Annotated in this window: 13 protein-coding genes and 1 tRNA gene; 3 read left to right on the top strand and 11 right to left on the bottom strand. The window is 71.7% G+C overall.

Features of this window, described 5'->3' with window-relative positions; translation table 11 throughout:
* Nucleotides 1–36 precede the first annotated feature (36 nt).
* The 4 genes from ABS735_RS10595 to pgsA form a co-directional block, all read right to left on the bottom strand.
* Nucleotides 37–579 (bottom strand): hypothetical protein, encoded by a 543-nt coding sequence (locus tag ABS735_RS10595; protein WP_373906349.1) that lies wholly within the window; start codon nucleotides 577–579, stop codon nucleotides 37–39.
* Between the two features lie 68 nt (nucleotides 580–647).
* Nucleotides 648–1,811: a glycosyltransferase family 4 protein gene (locus ABS735_RS10590; protein WP_373906350.1), complete on the bottom strand. Its 1,164-nt coding sequence runs from the start codon at nucleotides 1,809–1,811 to the stop codon at nucleotides 648–650.
* Nucleotides 1,808–2,797 carry a phosphatidylinositol mannoside acyltransferase gene (locus ABS735_RS10585; RefSeq protein WP_373906351.1) on the bottom strand — a complete coding sequence of 330 codons (990 nt, stop codon included), beginning with the start codon at nucleotides 2,795–2,797 and terminating at the stop codon, nucleotides 1,808–1,810. Before ABS735_RS10585 ends, ABS735_RS10590 begins: the two co-directional genes overlap by 4 nt.
* Nucleotides 2,794–3,519 carry a phosphatidylinositol phosphate synthase gene (gene pgsA, locus ABS735_RS10580; protein ID WP_373906571.1) on the bottom strand — a complete coding sequence of 242 codons (726 nt, stop codon included), beginning with the start codon at nucleotides 3,517–3,519 and terminating at the stop codon, nucleotides 2,794–2,796. The genes ABS735_RS10585 and pgsA overlap by 4 nt, the downstream gene beginning before the upstream one ends.
* Nucleotides 3,520–3,726: 207 nt before the next feature.
* On the opposite strand from pgsA, the gene ABS735_RS10575 reads away from it, so the two are divergent.
* Both ABS735_RS10575 and ABS735_RS10570 read left to right on the top strand, forming a co-directional pair.
* Nucleotides 3,727–5,925 (top strand): elongation factor G-like protein EF-G2, encoded by a 2,199-nt coding sequence (locus ABS735_RS10575; RefSeq protein WP_373906352.1) that lies wholly within the window; start codon nucleotides 3,727–3,729, stop codon nucleotides 5,923–5,925.
* Between the two features lie 308 nt (nucleotides 5,926–6,233).
* Nucleotides 6,234–7,889: a hypothetical protein gene (locus tag ABS735_RS10570; RefSeq protein WP_373906353.1), complete on the top strand. Its 1,656-nt coding sequence runs from the start codon at nucleotides 6,234–6,236 to the stop codon at nucleotides 7,887–7,889.
* Nucleotides 7,890–8,019: 130 nt separating this feature from the next.
* On the opposite strand, the gene ABS735_RS10565 is transcribed toward ABS735_RS10570, so the two are convergent.
* The 4 genes from ABS735_RS10565 to ABS735_RS10550 all read right to left on the bottom strand — a co-directional run bounded on the left by ABS735_RS10565 (nucleotide 8,020) and on the right by ABS735_RS10550 (nucleotide 12,625).
* Entirely contained in the window at nucleotides 8,020–8,568 is a 549-nt protein-coding gene (locus ABS735_RS10565) for an HIT family protein (RefSeq protein WP_373906354.1), read from the bottom strand.
* A gap of 150 nt (nucleotides 8,569–8,718) precedes the next feature.
* Nucleotides 8,719–10,695: a threonine--tRNA ligase gene (gene thrS, locus ABS735_RS10560; RefSeq protein WP_373906355.1), complete on the bottom strand. Its 1,977-nt coding sequence runs from the start codon at nucleotides 10,693–10,695 to the stop codon at nucleotides 8,719–8,721.
* A 92-nt stretch (nucleotides 10,696–10,787) separates the two neighbouring features.
* The gene (locus tag ABS735_RS10555; protein ID WP_373906356.1) at nucleotides 10,788–12,062 is read right to left on the bottom strand and encodes a hypothetical protein; all 1,275 of its coding nucleotides are present in this window, start codon (nucleotides 12,060–12,062) and stop codon (nucleotides 10,788–10,790) included.
* Nucleotides 12,059–12,625: a DUF4365 domain-containing protein gene (locus tag ABS735_RS10550; RefSeq protein WP_373906357.1), complete on the bottom strand. Its 567-nt coding sequence runs from the start codon at nucleotides 12,623–12,625 to the stop codon at nucleotides 12,059–12,061. The genes ABS735_RS10555 and ABS735_RS10550 overlap by 4 nt, the downstream gene beginning before the upstream one ends.
* A 171-nt stretch (nucleotides 12,626–12,796) precedes the next feature.
* On the opposite strand from ABS735_RS10550, the gene ABS735_RS10545 reads away from it, so the two are divergent.
* Nucleotides 12,797–13,522: a 3'-5' exonuclease gene (locus tag ABS735_RS10545; protein ID WP_373906358.1), complete on the top strand. Its 726-nt coding sequence runs from the start codon at nucleotides 12,797–12,799 to the stop codon at nucleotides 13,520–13,522.
* 64 nt (nucleotides 13,523–13,586) lie between these two features.
* Here the strand turns inward: ABS735_RS10545 and ABS735_RS10540 are convergent.
* The 3 genes from ABS735_RS10540 to ABS735_RS10530 form a co-directional block, all read right to left on the bottom strand.
* Nucleotides 13,587–13,658, bottom strand: a tRNA-Val gene (locus ABS735_RS10540).
* A 39-nt stretch (nucleotides 13,659–13,697) separates the two neighbouring features.
* On the bottom strand, nucleotides 13,698–14,156 hold the full coding sequence (locus ABS735_RS10535) for an SRPBCC family protein (protein WP_373906359.1): 459 nt from the start codon (nucleotides 14,154–14,156) through the stop codon (nucleotides 13,698–13,700).
* 38 nt (nucleotides 14,157–14,194) lie between these two features.
* Nucleotides 14,195–16,933 carry an exo-rhamnogalacturonan lyase family protein gene (locus ABS735_RS10530; RefSeq protein ID WP_373906360.1) on the bottom strand — a complete coding sequence of 913 codons (2,739 nt, stop codon included), beginning with the start codon at nucleotides 16,931–16,933 and terminating at the stop codon, nucleotides 14,195–14,197.
* Nucleotide 16,934 lies beyond the last annotated feature (1 nt).

Here is a 16,934-nt window from a genome sequence, read left to right as displayed (position 1 = left end):
AATGGGAAGGCGGTGGATCGTTTTCGTTCACATGCGTTACGCCGCCCGTTCCACCAGCGCGGCCGGCGGCTCGTCGTCCATCTCGAAGGCCAGCGGGAAGGGGGCGTGCCCGGCGAGGCGGAACCAGCGGACCTTGCGGTGCTCGCGCAGCCTGCGGGCGGCTCCCACCGCGTCGTTGTGGAAGCGCCGGGCCATGGGCACCCTCCGTACGGCCTCGGCCAGTTCGTGCGCGGCCTCCTCTCCCCCGGGTGCCTCGCGCAACACGTCCACCTGCTGCGCGTCGGCGAACACGGCGCGCAGTGCCTGGCTCAGCTCGCTCTCCGCGACCTCCCGCAGCTCCTCCTCGGCCTGCCGGGCGGCGTGCGCGGCCTCGTAGAGGACCATGGAGGCGGCCGGGTCGAGCACGCCGGAGGTGGCGAGTTCCTGGGCCACGGACGCCCTGCGCAGCAGCTGCGCGTCCAGGGCGGCGCGGGCGGCGTCGATCCGGGCGTGCAGCCGGTCCAGGCGGCCCGCCGTCCAGCTCAGGTACAGGCCGACGGCGACGAGGACGACCAGGATCCAGATGAGGGTTGCGGTCACGGGCCGCAACCCTATCGGTGGGCCGAGCTGGCCAAGTGCGCCCGGTGGGCCCCGTGCGCGCCGGTGGGTCAGTCCCTCGCCAGGCCGAAGCGGGCCCGCAGGCCCGTCGCCCGGTCGTCCGTCGCCACCGCGGCGGCTCCCGCGGTGACCGTCTCGTAGACGGACAGGATGTCCGCACCCACGGTGGACCAGTCGAAGCGCCGTACGTGGGCGCTGCCCCGCTCCCGCAGCGCGGCGCGGCGCTCCGGGTCGGCCAGCAGGCGTACGGCGGCGTCGGCCAGGGCGTCGGCGTCCTCGCTGGGGAAGAGTTCCCCGGCCGCCCCCTGGTCGAGGACCTGGGCGAAGGCGTCCAGGTCGGAGGCGAGGACGGGAGCGCCCCCCGACATGGCCTCGACGAGGATGATGCCGAAGCTCTCGCCGCCGGTGTTGGGCGCCACGTACAGGTCGACGCTGCGCAGGAAGCGGGCCTTGTCCTCGTCGCTGATCATGCCGAGGAACTCCACGCGCGGGCGCAGCTCCTCGGGCAGGCTCTCGACGGCCTCCTCCTCGTCCCCGCGGCCCGCGACGAGCAGCCGGGTCTGCGGGCGGGCGGCGAGGATCTTGGGCAGGGCCCGCATGAGCACCGGCAGGCCCTTGCGGGGCTCGTCGATGCGTCCTATGAAGCCGATCGTGTCGCCCTGCCACTCGGGCTTGGGCTCCGCGTCGGCGAAGAAGCCGACGTCGACGCCGTTGGGGATGACGACCGCGTCGCCGCCCAGGTGCTCGACCAGCGTGCGGCGGGCGTACTCGCTCACGGCGATCCGGGCGCTGATCTTCTCCAGGGCGGCCTGGAGGATCGCGTACGCGGCGATCATCGCGCGGGAGCGCGGGTTGGAGGTGTGGAAGGTGGCCACGATCGGGCCCTGCGCCGCCCAGCAGGTCAGCAGGCCGAGCGAGGGCGAGGTCGGCTCGTGGATGTGGATGACGTCGAAGCCGCCCTCGTGCAGCCAGCGCCGGACCCGGGCGGCCGACAGGAAGCCGAAGTTCAGCCGGGCCACCGAGCCGTTGTACGGCACCGGCACCGCGCGGCCGGCGGAGACGACGTACGGGGGCAGCGGGGTGTCGTCGTCGGCCGGGGCGAGGACGGACACCTGGTGGCCGAGCCGGATGAAGTACTCGGCGAGGTCCCGGATGTGGAACTGGACGCCGCCCGGCACGTCCCAGGAGTACGGGCAGACGATGCCGATCCTCACGACGCCCCGCCCTGCCCGTCGGCCGCCTCTGGTGTCTTGTCCGCCTCGAGCGCCTTGGGTGCCGTGGGTGCCTTGGGTGCCGTGGGTGCCTTGGCGGGGTCGAGGTCCTTGAGCCACAAGCGCTGCAGCATGTGCCAGTCCTCCGGGTGGTCGGCGATCCCCGTGGCGAAGGCGTCGGCCAGCGCCTGTGTCATGACAGACGTCTTTTCGGCCCGGGTGCCTGACTCGGGCACCTCGACCGGCGGATGCACCCGGCCCCGCATGACGGGCGAGTCGTCGTACCAGAGCGTCACCGGCAGCAGCAGCGCGCCCGTCTGCTGGGCGAGCAGGGCGGGACCGGCCGGCATCCGGGCCGTCTCGCCGAAGAAGTCGACCTCCACGCCGGAGGCGGACAGGTCGCGGTCGGCGACCAGGCAGACCAGGCCGCCGTCGCGCAGCCGCCGGGCCAGCGTGCCGAAGGCGGTGCCGCCGCTGTGCGGCAGGACCTCCATGCCGAGGCCCTCGCGGTAGGCGACGAAGCGGTCGTACAGCGTCTCCGGCTTGAGGCGCTCGGCGACGGTGGTGAACGGGATGCCGAGCTTCGTGGTGACCCAGGCGCCCGCGAGGTCCCAGTTGGCCAGGTGCGGCAGGGCGAGTACCACGCCCTTGCCGGCGTCCATGCCGTCGGTGAGGTGGTGCAGGTCCTCGGGGGCGAAACCGCCCTTGATCCGCTCGGTGCTCCACGCCGGGAGCCGGAACGACTCCATCCAGTAGCGCAGGTACGAGCGCATGCCCGCGCGTGAGAGGGCGGCGAGCCGCTCGGGGCCCGCGCCCGGCACCACGCGCGCGTAGTTGCTCTCCAGGCGGCGCACCCCCGCCCCGCGCTGCTTCCAGGCGAGGTCGGCGACGGTGCGGCCGAGGCGCACGGCGGCGGGCTCGGGGAGCTTCTTCACGGTGCCCCAGCCGGCGCCGTACAGACCGTCGGTCAGCCGGTCCCGAGCGCTCACTTCGCCGCCTCGGTGCCCTGGCTCTCCTGAGCGGCGGCATCGGCCTCGGCGGCCTCCCGGCGGACCGTGACGACGCGCTGGACCAGCGTGACGAGGCTGCCGACGGCGACGATCCACAGGGCGATCGGCAGCAGGTACTGGATGCCGGGGACGCCGAACTTGTGCAGTCCGGCGAATCCGGCGGCGACCAGCGAGATGACGAGGCGCTCGGCGCGCTCGACCAGTCCGTTGACGGCGACCGGCAGGCCGATCGCCTCGCCGCGCGCCTTGGTGTACGACACGACCTGTCCGCTGGCCAGGCAGAAGATCGACACAGCGCACAGCACGTTGTCGTCGCCGTTGCCCGCGTACCACAGGGCGAGGCCGCCGAAGATCGCGCCGTCGGCGACCCGGTCGAGGGTGGAGTCCAGGAACGCGCCCCAGCGGCTGGAGCGGCCCAGCTGGCGGGCCATGTTGCCGTCGACCAGGTCGGAGAAGACGAAGAGCGTGATCACCACCGTGCCCCAGAAGAACTCACCCATGGGGTAGAAGACCAGCGCACCCGCGACCACACCGGCGGTGCCGAGGAGCGTGACCGTGTCCGGGCTGACGCCCCGGCGGATGAGAAACGCGGCGAACGGTGTGAGGACACGCGTAAAAAATGCACGCGCGTACTTGTTCAGCATGGCCTTCCCGACGGTCGGTGTGGCGCCGCGGCCCTTGCTGGCCACCGGCTGGCCCATCGTAGTCACGCGCGCGCGTGGGCGGTGGCCGGGCACCCTGAGCCGTCGCTGAGCGGCCGGTGGGCGGCGGGATCGGGTCCTTCGTATGGACGCGGCGTGACGGGAGTGGAAAGCTCGAAGGACCGCGGGCGTCGCCGGAGCCGCCAGTGCACGCGGTCCCGCGTGTCCGCGCCCACAGTGACCTCACCGTGCACGGGAGGCAAGGACATGGGCGACAAGGCACACACCCATCCCGGAGCCGCCGGAAGGGCGACGGCGGCCGACCACCCCACGTCCGTACGGAATGTGGTGCTGGTCGGCCACTCCGGATCGGGCAAGACGACATTGGTGGAAGCTCTCGCGCTGACGACGGGAGCGGTGAACCGGGCGGGCCGCGTGGAGGACGGCGGCTGCGTCTCGGACTACGACGACATGGAGCACCGCCAGCAGCGCTCCGTACAGCTCTCCCTGGTGCCGGTCGAATGGGACGGCATCAAGATCAACCTCTTGGACACTCCCGGGTACGCCGACTTCGTCGGTGAGCTGAGGGCCGGTCTGCGGGCGGCGGACGCGGCCCTCTTCGTCGTCTCGGCCTCCGACGGCGTGGACGGTGCGACCCGCATGGTCTGGGAGGAGTGTGCCGCCGTCGGCATGCCGCGCGCCATCGTGATCACGCACCTGGAGGCCGCCCGTGCGGACTTCGAGGAGATGACGCGGATCTGCGCGGAGGCCTTCGGCGGCGACGACCCCGACGCCGTACTGCCGCTCTACCTGCCCCTGCACGGCCCGCCCGCCCCCGACGGGCACGCGCCCGTGACGGGGCTCGTGGGGCTGCTGTCGCGGAAGCTGTTCGACTACGCCTCGGGCGAGCGCGTGGCCTCGGAGCCTGGCGAGGCGGAACTGCCGCAGCTCGACGAGGCCCGCTCCATGCTGATCGAGGGGATCATCTCGGAGAGCGAGGACGAGACCCTCATGGAGCGCTATCTCGGCGGCGAGCAGGTCGACGTCAAGACACTGATCCAGGACCTGGAACGGGCCGTCGCACGCGGGGTGTTCTTCCCCGTCCTGGCCGCCGCCCCCGCCGCCGACGGCGCACGGCAGGGACTGGGCACGGTCGAGCTCCTGGAACTGATCACACGCGGGTTCCCGACGCCCCTGGAGCGCGCGGCGCCCCGGGTCACCACGCCGGAGGGCGCCGGGCGCGAACTGCGGATGTGCGACCCCGAGGAGTCGCTGGTCGCGGAGGTCGTCAAGACGTCCTCCGACCCCTATGTCGGCCGGATCTCGATGGTCCGCGTCTTCTCCGGAACCCTGCGCGCCGACCAGACGGTGCACGTGTCCGGGCACGGCATGACCGACCGCGGGCACGAGGACCACGACGTCGACGAGCGGATCGGCGCCCTGTCGACGCCGTTCGGCAAGCAGCAGCGGCCGGTCACGCACGTGATCGCGGGCGACCTCGCCTGCGTGGCCAAGCTGACCCGCGCGGAGACCGGGGACACGCTCTCGGCCAAGGACGACCCGCTGCTGATGGCCCCCTGGGAGATGCCCGACCCGCTGCTGCCCCTCGCCATCCAGGCACACAGCAAACCCGACGAGGACAAGCTCTCCCAGGGGCTGGCCCGGCTGGTCGCCGAGGACCCGACGATGCGCCTGGAGCACAACCAGGACACCCACCAGGTGGTCCTGTGGTGCCTGGGCGAGGCCCACGCCGACGTGGCCCTGGAGCGGCTGCGCAGCCGCTACGGCGTCCAGGTCGACGTCGTACCCCACCGGGTCTCCCTGCGCGAGACGTTCGGCGGCCGGGCGGCCGGGCGCGGGCGGCACGTGAAGCAGTCCGGCGGGCACGGCCAGTACGCCATCTGCGAGATCGAGGTGGAGCCGCTGCCGGGCGGCTCGGGCATCGAGTTCGTGGACAAGGTGGTCGGCGGCGCGGTGCCCCGGCAGTTCATCCCGTCCGTGGAGAAGGGGGTGCGCACCCAGGCGGCCAAGGGCGTCGCCGCCGGCCACCCGCTGATCGACGTGCGGATCACGCTGCTCGACGGCAAGGCGCACTCGGTGGACTCCTCCGACGCCGCGTTCCAGACGGCGGGCGCGCTGGCTCTCAGGGAGGCCGCGGCCGAGGCGAGGATCCATCTGCTGGAGCCGGTGGCCGAGGTGAGCGTGCTGGTCGGCGACGACTACGTGGGCGCGGTGATGAGCGACCTGTCCGGACGGCGCGGCAAGGTGCTGGGCACCGAGCAGACCAGCGGCGGCCGGACCCTGATCAGGGCCGAGGTGCCCGAGATCGAGATCGGCCGCTACGCCGTGGACCTGCGCTCCCTCTCGCACGGCACCGCCCGCTTCGACCGCCGCTACGCGCGGCACGAACCGATGCCGGCGCAGGTCGCGGACCGGCTGCGCGACGAGGTGCGGGTGGCGTCCTAGCGGGGCCCGGCCTTCCGGCGCGAGCTCAGCCCTCCGGTGCGAGCCCGGCCCTCCGCTGCCGAGCCAGGCTTTCCGGTGCGGTGTCGCCGCACCGGAGGGCCCCGCACCGGAGGGCCCCGCGCCGGTGTCCGCCACCCCGGCGTGCGACGGCGCGCCCGGCGGTCAACCCGCGCGTGTGGGGGCGCCTTTGGGCGTCCCGTGACGCACGACGGTGCCGGCGGATACGCTGATGACCAGATCAACAGGTGTGCGGGGCAGGGAAGTCGGGAAGGCCGCAGGAGCGACAGTGGTGGCGATCGGGGGCGGGAATGACCGTTGACGGCGGTTACGCGGACTTCTTCGGACCGCAGGTGCCGCGCACGGACGACGGCGGCCAGACGGCCACGTTCGCGCTGGCCTCGGCCGCCTACCGGGACAGCGAGGCCGAGGAGATACTCAAGGCCAACAGCGAGTGGCACAAGTCGGCCGTGAGCAAGCCCCGGATCAAGCTGTTCCGGCCCAACCTGGGCGAGGCGTACTCCCGGGCGATCATCGACCGGATGCTGGGTCCCAAGCGTGCCCCGCTCATCCAGTCCTTCGGCACCCAGCCGCAGGTGGTCGTGGAGCACAGTCTCGCGGCCCACCGCATACGCAGGGACCGGGACAACTGGCTGAGCGCCGTCATGGTGCTGTGCGGGCTGCTGTTCCTGCCCGGCCTGCTGGTCTGGCTCCTGGTCTTCCAGATCCGCACCACCGTCGCCCGGCGCGAGGACAAACGGGCCGGCGCGCTCGCCACCACGCTGCTCCTCGCGATGGCGGTCCTCGCCGTGCTCTTCCTGCTCAAGATGCCCTTCAGCGGCTTCTGGGCCTGGTACGCGCGCGCCTGCGTCGTCGCCCCGGTGATCGGCTGGTTCTGGGCCAAGCGCATCTGCGAGCGCACGGCGCGCGACCTCCGGGACCGCTGGAGCGGCCTCCTGTCCGGCGCCGGCGTGGGCGCCAAGGTGCCCGAGGCGGTGCCGAGCAGCCCCGGCGAGACGGCCGCCGAGGAACTGCGGCAGTCGCTGGCCCGGCTCAGCGCCGAGCAGCAGTCCAACTCCGTCTTCTACGCCGGTCCCAAGGGAATCCTCGGCATGGGCACCCGCTGGGGCAACTGGCAGCTCGCCGAGGAGCTGGTCCCCGTCGACCCGGACCGGGAGATCAACCCGTTCCGCAGCTGGGACGTCATCAAGGCCATCCACGACCGGCTGCGCATGCTGGAGCGCGGCCCGCTGCACACCGGCGGCTTCCCCAAGCCGACGGTGCGGCACTGGATCGTGACCCCGATCGGTGAGAACGCCGACTCGGTGTCCCGGCCCGAGGGCACGGACGTCGAGGCGTACCAGGTCAAGCAGCACGCCATACAGGAGATCTGCGACAAGCAGCAGTTCGGCGCGGGCGACCGGCACTACCTGGGCGTGCAGTGGACGCTGTGGGACGGCCAGTTGGTCATCTCCATGCTGATCACGGTGACGGTGCTGCACGAGACGCTGCGCATCGAGGTCACCGGACACGCCCTGGGCCCGGTGCACGGCCTGTTCACCAGCAAGCCCGCGGCCAAGGAGAAGACGGTCCAGAAGTCGGTCAAGTTCTGGGAGACCCGCACGGTCAAGCTCCCGCTGGTCGACACCGACGAGGTGGTGCGGCTGGCCGCGCGCGCCCCGCTGACCTGGTACCCGCCGCTGCTGTACTGGCTGGGCGGCAAGCTCACGCTGCCCGAGCCCTTCGGCGTGCGGCACGCCTGGGCGGACCGGCCGTGGCGGCACCGTTTCATGGCCGACGACGCGCTGCGCGCGGCCACGCCGGTCCTCCGGGCGGTGCACTCGGCGGCGATCAAGGTGCTGAAGGAGAACGGCGTGGACACGGAGAAGTTCGGTGCCCGCGCGGGTGGTCTGAGCGGGGCGGTGCAGGAGGCTGTGCCGAAGAAGGCGGACGTCTACGACGCGTAGGCCTCCGGCGGTCGGGCGGGGTGTCGGGGTGGGCGTCCCTGGGGGCTGCCGCCCCCAGACCCCCGCTTCGGCCTGGACGGCCTCGTCCTCGAACGCCGGACGGGCTGATTGGATCGGCCTCGGCTGCGAACTACACCGTCGGCCAGGCCTCGGCCAGCATCTTGCGGGTGTCACCCAGGAGCTGGGGCAGCACCCTCGTGTGGCCGATCGCGGGCATGAAGTTCGTGTCGCCGCCCCAGCGGGGGACGACGTGCTGGTGCAGGTGAGCGGCGATGCCCGCGCCCGCCACCGTGCCCTGGTTCATGCCCAGGTTGAACCCTTGGGCCCCGGAGGCCGTACGCAGCGCCGTCATCGCCTGCTTCGTCAGCTCGGCCAGCTCCGCGGTCTCCACGGCGTTCAGCTCCGTGTAGTCGGCGACGTGACGGTAGGGCACGGTCATCAGGTGGCCGCCGTTGTACGGGTACAGATTGAGCACCGCGTACACGTGCTCACCGCGCCGGATGATCAGACCGTCCTCGTCGGACTTGGCCGGGATCGAGCAGAAGGGGCAGCCGTCGTCGGCGCCCGGGCCGCTCGGCTTGTTCTCGCCCTGGATGTACGCCATCCGGTGGGGCGTCCACAGACGCTGGAAAGCGTCCGGCGTCCCCACTCCCAGCTGCTGCTCCGGCTCACTCGTCATGCGTGCAGCATATGGCGCGCGGGCTCGGGAACGGAAAGAGCCCCCGGGATCACTCCCGGGGGCCGATCCCCGCTGGTGCGGGGAGCCATCGCGGCGAAGCCACGAGGACGAGCGCTACGACGGACCATCCCCGCGTCAGCGGGGACCACTTCACACCTGAACTCGGCGCTCCACCACATCAACGAGCTTCGCCAGCGCCTGGTCACGCGGAATGCCGTTCTCCTGCGAACCGTCGCGGTAGCGGAACGACACCGTGCCCCCGTGCATGTCCTCGTCACCGACGATGATCATGAACGGGACCTTCTGCTTCTGCTGCGTGCGGATCTTCTTCTGCATCCGGTCCGAGGAGGAGTCCACGTCGACGCGGAGCCCCTTGCGCCGTGCCTCGGCCGCGAACTCCTCCAGGTACTGCACGTGAGCGTCCCCCACCGGAATGCCCACCGCCTGCACCGGAGCGAGCCACGGCGGCATCGCGCCCGCGTAGTGCTCCAGGAGCACCGCGAAGAACCGCTCGATGGAACCGAACAGCGCGCGGTGGATCATGACCGGACGGGTCTTGGTGCCGTCCGCGGCCGTGTACTCCAGGTCGAAGCGCTCCGGCAGGTTGAAGTCGAGCTGGATGGTCGACATCTGCCAGGTGCGCCCGATGGCATCGCGCGCCTGGACGGAGATCTTCGGGCCGTAGAACGCGGCGCCGCCCGGGTCCGCCACGAGCTCCAGGCTCTGCTTCTCGGCGACCTGGCGCAGCGTCTCGGTGGCTTCTTCCCAGGCTTCGTCGGTGCCGACGAACTTCTCCGGATCCTTGGTGGACAGCTCCAGGTAGAAGTCGTTCAGGCCGTAGTCGCGCAGCAAGTCCAGGACGAAGGTGAGGGTCTTGTCCAGCTCCTGAGACATCTGCTCGCGGGTGCAGTAGATGTGCGCGTCGTCCTGGGTGAAGCCGCGGGCCCGGGTCAGGCCGTGCACGACGCCCGACTTCTCGTACCGGTACACGGTGCCGAACTCGAACAGGCGCAGGGGCAGCTCACGGTAGGAGCGGCCGCGCGCGTCGAAGATCAGATTGTGCATCGGGCAGTTCATGGGCTTGAGGTAGTAGTCCACGCCCTCGTCGAGCTGCATGGGCGGGTACATGCCGTCGGCGTACCAGTCCAGGTGGCCCGAGGTCTCGAAGAGCTTCCCCTTGGTCGCGTGCGGGGTGTAGACGAACTCGTAGCCGGCTTCTTCGTGCTTGCGCCGCGAGTAGTCCTCCATGGTCCGGCGGATGATGCCGCCCTTGGGGTGGAAGACGGCGAGGCCGGAGCCGATCTGCTCGGGGATGGAGAACAGGTCCAGCTCGCTGCCGAGCTTGCGGTGGTCGCGCTTCTCGGCCTCGGCGAGGAACTCCAGGTGGGCCTTCAGCTCGTCCTTGGTGGGCCAGGCTGTGCCGTAGATGCGCTGGAGCATCGGGTTCTTCTCGCTGCCGCGCCAGTAGGCGGCGGCGTTGCGCATCAGCTTGAAGGCCGGGATGTTCCGGGTGGTGGGCAGGTGGGGACCGCGGCAGAGGTCCTTCCAGCACAGCTCGCCGGTCTTGGCGTCGAGGTTGTCGTAGATCGTCAGCTCGCCGGCGCCGACCTCGACGTCCGCGCCGTCGTCGTGCGAGGCGGAGCCCTTGAGGCCGATCAGCTCCAGCTTGTACGGCTCGTCGGCGAGCTCCGCGCGGGCCTCGTCGTCGGTGACCACGCGGCGGGAGAACTTCTGCCCCCGCTTCTGGATCTCCTGCATCCTCTTCTCGATGGCCTTGAGGTCATCGGGGTGGAAGGGCTTCTCGACGTCGAAGTCGTAGTAGAAGCCGTCCTTGACGGGCGGGCCGATGCCCAGCTTGGCCTCGGGGAACAATTCCTGCACCGCCTGCGCCATGACGTGCGCGGTGGAGTGGCGCAGGATGTTCAGACCGTCCTCGGAGGAGATCTCGACGCCTTCGACGGTCTCGCCGTCCTTCACCTCGTAGGCGAGGTCCCTGAGCTCACCGGCCACACGCGCCGCGATGATCGAGCGCTGGCCGGCGAAGAGCTCGGCGGCCGTAGTGCCCGTCGTCACCACGCGTTCTTCCCGCTCGGAATCCCGCTGGATGATCACACGGACGTCTGACACCGGTCTCTCCTGACTGAAGGTGGGGCCGCGGCGCCATACCGGAGCGCACGCATGAGGGCGATCGTACCGACCCGGACCCGCCCACCGCGAAATCATTCCCGGCGGTCTCCTCCGTCTCCGCAGGCCTCCTCGAGGAAGGCCGCGACCTCCACGTGCTCCTGGACGGTCTTGAGCAGCCGGTCCCGCTCCGCGTCGTCGACCTGTACCGGGGTGATCTCGCAGGCGCCGGTGAGCCGGCGGAAGCCGCCCCGGCTCTCCAGTCGCCCGAGCACCCGCACCGGCAGTCCGACGAGGTGGGCGTGCCCGGCGATCCGGTAGGCGTCCTCGTCCAGCGCGACGCGCACGTGCGGCACCTCGGCCCCGGCCAGCACCCGCAGCCGTACGGTGCCCGGGCCGCGCGGTCCGGGCCGGCGCATGCGGACGACGGTGCCGGTGATCCGCACCGGGACGGAGGGCTCCGCGCGCAGGTAGCGGGCGGCGGCCTCGCGCAGGGCCGGCAGGTCGCCGGGCGAGAACTCGACGGGTTCGGCGAGGGCGCCGCAGCCCTCGGGCACGCCCGTGGCCGGCGCCCAGCCGACGGCGATCCGGGCGCCCTCGCTGCCTCGGACCAGGGCGACGAGCGCCTCGGCCAGTTCGTGGCTGACGCCGGCGGCGACGGCCGAGTCGAAGGCCTCCATGCCGCCGGTGGCCCGCCGGTAGTCGACGGCCTCACGGGCGGCGTACAGGGCCTGGTGGAGTCGTACGGCGAGGGGGCGGCCGGCGCCGACCGGCAGGAACGCCGTGAGCAGGCGGCCACCGGGGGCGGGGCCCACCAGCACGTTCTCCAGGGCCGCGCAGGCGGCGCGCCGGTGCCGGGCGCCGTAGTAGCCCGCACGCGCGCGGGTGGCGAGTGCTCCGGCGAGCAGCATCCGGCGGGCGGCGGAGCGCAGCTGCTCCTCCGTGGTCCAGGACGCGGTGTCGCCGGGCCCTGTCGGTATGTCGCGTTCCCAGCGGATCTCGTCGCTGGGGACGGCGAGGGAGAGGAGGATCTCGCGGGCGGCGGGAGTGCCGCTGCGGGACAGGGCGAGCAGCGCCTCGGCGAGGAGGTCGTCGCTGTCGGGGAAGGCGCGGCTGACGGGCACCAGGAGGCTGGTGGCGCCGGCGGTGGGGCCGGGCGGGGTCCAACGGCCGTAGCGGCCCGGGGCGCCGCCGCGGCGCCGCCAGCCGTGCCGGTGGAGCAGGGCGGTCAGCACGGCCGGGTCGACGGTGCCGGACTCGGGCGGACGGCCGTCCCGGATGGTGTCGTCGAGGGCGTCGGCCGGGTGCGGCCGTACCGGCCGCAGAGGCTCGACGGACCGCGGGGGCTCGCCGGCCGGGCGGTGCGTCATGGTTTCCCTCCCGTCCCGACCCGCGTCATGATCTCGCACAGCGCCCGGTCGTCGAAGATCCGCGCGGTCGGTATCCGCACGGTGGTGCGCCGCCGTCCGGTGACCGGATGTCCGGCGAGGTTGGTCCAGTAGCAGCAGTGCCTGAGGTCGAGCCGGTCGTGCCCGGCACGCAGCCACTGGTCCCGGGACCGGGGGACGATCATCACGACCAGGATCTTGTGCACCGACACCGGGGTGCGGGCGAGTTTCGCCAGGTGGTCGTTGTCGAGGGTGAAGGAGAAGAAGCGGCCGGGCGGGCTGGGCGGGAGCTGGTACGTCGCCTTGAGCTGCACCTTGATGGTGACCTCGTCGTCGACGGTGTGTCCGGGGGCGCTGTGGCTGACGTGCCAGTCGATGCCGTTGTCCGGGAAGGGCTGGGAGAGCGAGCAGCCAGCGGCGGCGGCGACCGCGTGGAGGTAGCCGACCTGCAAGGTCTCCATGCAGGCGGTGGTGGCGAGAGAGCCGCGTGAGGGCGCGGTGCGCTCCGGAAGCAGCCCGCCCCGTTCGGGCTGCGCAATGGCCATGACCAACAGCCTTCCAGAACTGGTGAATCCCCGCTGCGGGTCTGTGAACTGCAAAGACCCGTACTCCTGTTGTGTCCTTCCGGCGTACGTCGCAAACAGCCCGGGTATCACCGAACCGGGACAAGGGACGGCGCGTCAGCTGCCGCGCTCGGACGAGGAGTTGAGTGCCCTATGACGAGCTGGTTCGAGGGGCCGTTGGCCGCCTTCGACACGGAGACCACGGGTGTGGACACCGAGACCGACCGGATCGTGTCGGCGGCCCTCGTCGTCCAGGACGCGCCGGGACTGCGCCCGCGGGTGACCCGGTGGCTGGTGAACCCGGGCGTGCCGGTGCCCGAGGCGGCGACGGCGGTGCACGGGCTGACCCAGGAGCATGTGGAGCGCCATGGCCGGTGGCCGGCGCCGGTGATGTACGAGATAGCGGAGGCACTGACCGAACAGGCCCGCGCCGGGCGGCCGCTCGTGGTGATGAACGCGCCGTTCGACCTCACCCTGCTGGACCGGGAGTTGCGCCGCCACCGCGCCTCGTCGCTCGGCCGCTGGCTGGAGCGGACGTCGCTGCACGTGCTGGACCCGCGGGTGCTGGACAAGCACCTGGACCGCTACCGCAAGGGCCGCCGCACCCTCACCGACCTGTGCGCGCACTACTGCGTGGAGCTGGAGGGCGCGCACGACGCGGCGGCCGATGCCCAGGCCGCGCTGGAGGTCGTACGGGCGGTGGGGCGCCGCTTCCAGGCACGGCTGGAGCGCCTCTCCCCCGCCGAGCTGCACACCCTGCAGGCGGTGTGGCACGCGGGTCAGGCGCGAGGGCTGCAGGCGTGGTTCGCGCTCAACGGCACCGAGGAGGCGGTGGACCCGGCCTGGCCGCTGCGGCCGGAGCTGCCGGCGGCGGCGTGACCGTACGCAGCACGCCGACGCACGAAGAAGCCGGTCCGTCGTGCGACGGACCGGCTTTTCCCGGTGGGCGATACTGGGTTCGAACCAGTGACCTCTTCGGTGTGAACGAAGCGCTCTCCCACTGAGCTAATCGCCCGGGAACGCACTGAACAATACAGGGCCCCCGGCGCTTCCATCAAACCGCTTGCCGACCGCCTGCCAGGTGGGCGGCGAGGCCCTGCCGTCCCGCCCGCATCATGAGGCGGTGGTTGGCCCGGAACAGGGGCCGCCCCGGCACCGCGAGGCGGCGCAGCAGCGGTTTGCGTACGACGACCTCCTGGTCGTAGCGGACCAGGGTGCCGGAGCCGCGCGGGGCGACCGTCCAGCGCGCCCAGCCCTCCATGTCGCCGCTCATCAGGACCTCCAGCACCCCCGGGGCGGGGTCGTGGCGCCCCTCCCGCACGGTCGTCGTCAGGTCGTACGGGAGGAGGGAGCGGACCCGGAGGAGGCCGCTGGTGTCGTCGAGCCGGGTGACCTGGCGCACCTGGCGCCACCAGTGGGGGTAGTCCTCGATCCGTTCGAGTGCCCGGTAGACGTCCGGGGCGGGCGCGGGCAGCGGCCACAGGCTGCGGAAGCGGTAATGGTTCCAGTCCACCCGTGCAGTGTGCCCGTGCCCGCGCCGGTCAGGGGTGGCTACGGCATCCTGTCCCCCAGGAGTGCGAGGTTCTCGATGGCGGCGAGGCCGTAGAGGGCGGTGTCGTTGGTGGACACCCAGCTCGCCTCGCTGCCCGGGACCAGGGTGACGGCGCCGTTCAGCTTCTCCGTCGTCCAGGGCGCCGACTCCTTGTAGCCGTCGGAGTCGTAGAACTTCTGCCACGCGCGCGTGGCGAGCTTCTCGTCGCCGGTCCGCACGGCCGCGTAGGCGTCGAGGCGCGAGTGGCCCTGGAAGAGGATGAGGCTGCCGAAGTCGGCGCCGTAGCGCTCGGCCTGTTCGGTCTTGCTCGCGTTGAAGTAGCGGCAGTAGTCGTAGTACGCCTCCTCGAACTCCGGCATGTCGACGAGGTCGATCAGTTCGGCGCACAGTTCGTTCAGGCCGAATACGGCGGACAGGTGGGAGACCTCGACCTTGGGGGTGCCGGCGACGGCGAACTTCCCGGTGTCCAGGTCGTACAGGCCGCTGCCCTGGACGAAGCCGTTGGGCTGGGCGGCGATGGTCTCCATGGTGGACAGGACGCGGTCCCGGGCCTTCTCCCACTGGGGGCCCTTGCGTTCCCACTCGGTGAGCCACGCCGAGACCAGGCCGCTCCAGTCGGTGCCGAAGCCGATGGACAGGGCGTTGCGGTCGGGGGTGTAGGGCTCGGTGCGGATCTTGCGGAGCGGGTCGAGGGCGAGGAAGGTCTCGTCGGAGTCGACGTTGGCACGCATGAGGTCGCCGACGCGTTCGTCGGCGGTGAGGAAGTAGTAGAAGCGCCGGTAGGTGGTGTTGGCGATGCGCTGCTGCTTGGCGCTGTCGGCGTAGTGCTGGACGCCGTGCCGGGTGCCGAGGCCGGCCCACTCGCCCAGGTGGTAGACGTCGACCTCGCCGGTGTGCCGGGTCATGGCCTCGGCGAAGCGGAAGATGTCGGCGCGGCCGGAGCGGAGGTAGGCGTACCAGAGCCAGAGGTCCGGGGAGAGCTCGGAGTTGTCCCAGGCGTAGCCGCCGATGTCGTACCGCCACACGTGCCGGGCGGCGTCGTAGGTGTGCATGATGTCGCCGTAGTCCCAGAAGCCGTACCAACGGCGCTGCTCCACCTGGTCCTTGTAGTAGGTGAAGAGGAAGTCGAGGTGGTCCTCGATCTTCGCCTTGGCGGGGGTGGTGCGGTCGGGCTCGGAGTAGAGGCCGGGGCCGAAGACCCCGGCCTTGATGAGCTGCTGGGGCGAGGCGGCCAGTTGCGGCAGGACGCGCACCGCCTCGACCTGTTCGGCGAGCTTCTCGGCGCTCGGGGTGGCGGCGTTGGCCCAGAAGAGGAGTTCCGAGGTGCGGGCGATGCCGTAGGGGGTGCCGAAGCCGGGTTCGTAGTCCTCGTAGGTGATGTTGAGGCCTTCGAGCTGTTCGGGGAAGGTGTCCTGGCCCATGCCGTCGTGGTAGAAGCGCAGGTCCATGGGCTGGGCCTCGGGCGACCAGAGCCAGAGGGTGACCTCGGCCTCGTCGGCCTGGGCGTCGCGGATGTCGAGCTGGGCGGGGTACTTCTCCCAGAAGTCGCGCAGGCCGAAGGAGAGGCCGCCGCTCGCGCCGCCGACGTAGCCGAAGCCGGAGGCGCGCCGTCCGCCGCCGGCGCCGATCCAGCCGTGGCCCTTCTTGGTGCGTTTGCGCAGGGTGAAGCCGTCGGCGGAGAGCTGGGAGAGGGTGTAGTCGCCCCATTCGGGGATGTACTTCAGGCGGGTGGTGACCCGCTGGTCCCAGGTGGACGGGTCGGGCAGCTTCTCACCGGCGAACTGCGCGGCCTGCACGGCCGCTCCCGGGTCGCGGCGCAGGCCGGTGATGCCCTTGACGGCCTCGCGGAGCAGGCCGGTGCCCTCGCCGCCGATCCGGATGTGGCGGTCGTAGGCCTCGTCACGCATCGGGACGGTGAAGCGGACGCCGAGGCCGCGGACGAAGTCGCCGCTGGCCCTGCCCGGCTCCTGCTTCCCGTCGAACGTGATCGTGTGCACCATGCGGAAGGAGTCGGCGCCCGCGTAGAAGTAGAGGCGGATGGAGAAGGGGAGCCAGCCGCGGTGGCCCTTGCGGTGCTTGCCGTCGATGCGGACGACGGCACGGACCGGGCCGTCCTGTTCGACCTTCACCTCGTCGATGGCGCCGTCGAAGCGCTCGTACTTCACCGTGCCCTGGTCGCCGTCCTCGATCTCGGGCTGGCGCAGCAGGACCAGGCGGCCGTTCCTCGCGATCTCGGTGGAGCCCCGGGTGACCGACTTGATCAGCGTCGAGCCGGACTTGCCGATTCTCGCGGTGATGACGCCGGTCGATATGTCGATGGTGCCGCCGTGCCGGTCGACGGTGACCTTCTTGGCGGGGGCGGCGGGGGCGCCGGCGGCCAGGGTGAGCCTGCCGTTCCCCGAACCGACGGCGTGGGCGGTCCACTTGAGGGAGCCGTCGGGCCAGTACGCGAGGGGCCAGGACTGTACGGGTACGGCCTTGCCGTCCGCGTCCGTGACGGCGAACGACTGCTCCTCGCGGAAGGTACCCCTGGGCCAGGGGACGCCGACGGTGGAGCCGGGGGCGGCGCCGAGGCCGCCGTCCTCCAGCCAGGTCAGGGTGACGGGGCTGTCGGCGGCGACCGGTGCGGTGGCGGGCGCGGCCTGCGCGCTCTTCGTGCCCAGCGCCCAGCTGAACTGCGCGGCGGCGCCGGCGACGGCGGCCGCCTTGAGGAGGGACCTGCGGGGGATGGGGGACATG

Source organism: Streptomyces sp. MMCC 100 (genome assembly GCF_041538145.2).
GTDB lineage: Bacteria > Actinomycetota > Actinomycetes > Streptomycetales > Streptomycetaceae > Streptomyces.
The sequence above is the reverse complement of the archived record's forward strand: the minus strand, read 5'-3'. Positions and strand labels throughout refer to the sequence as shown.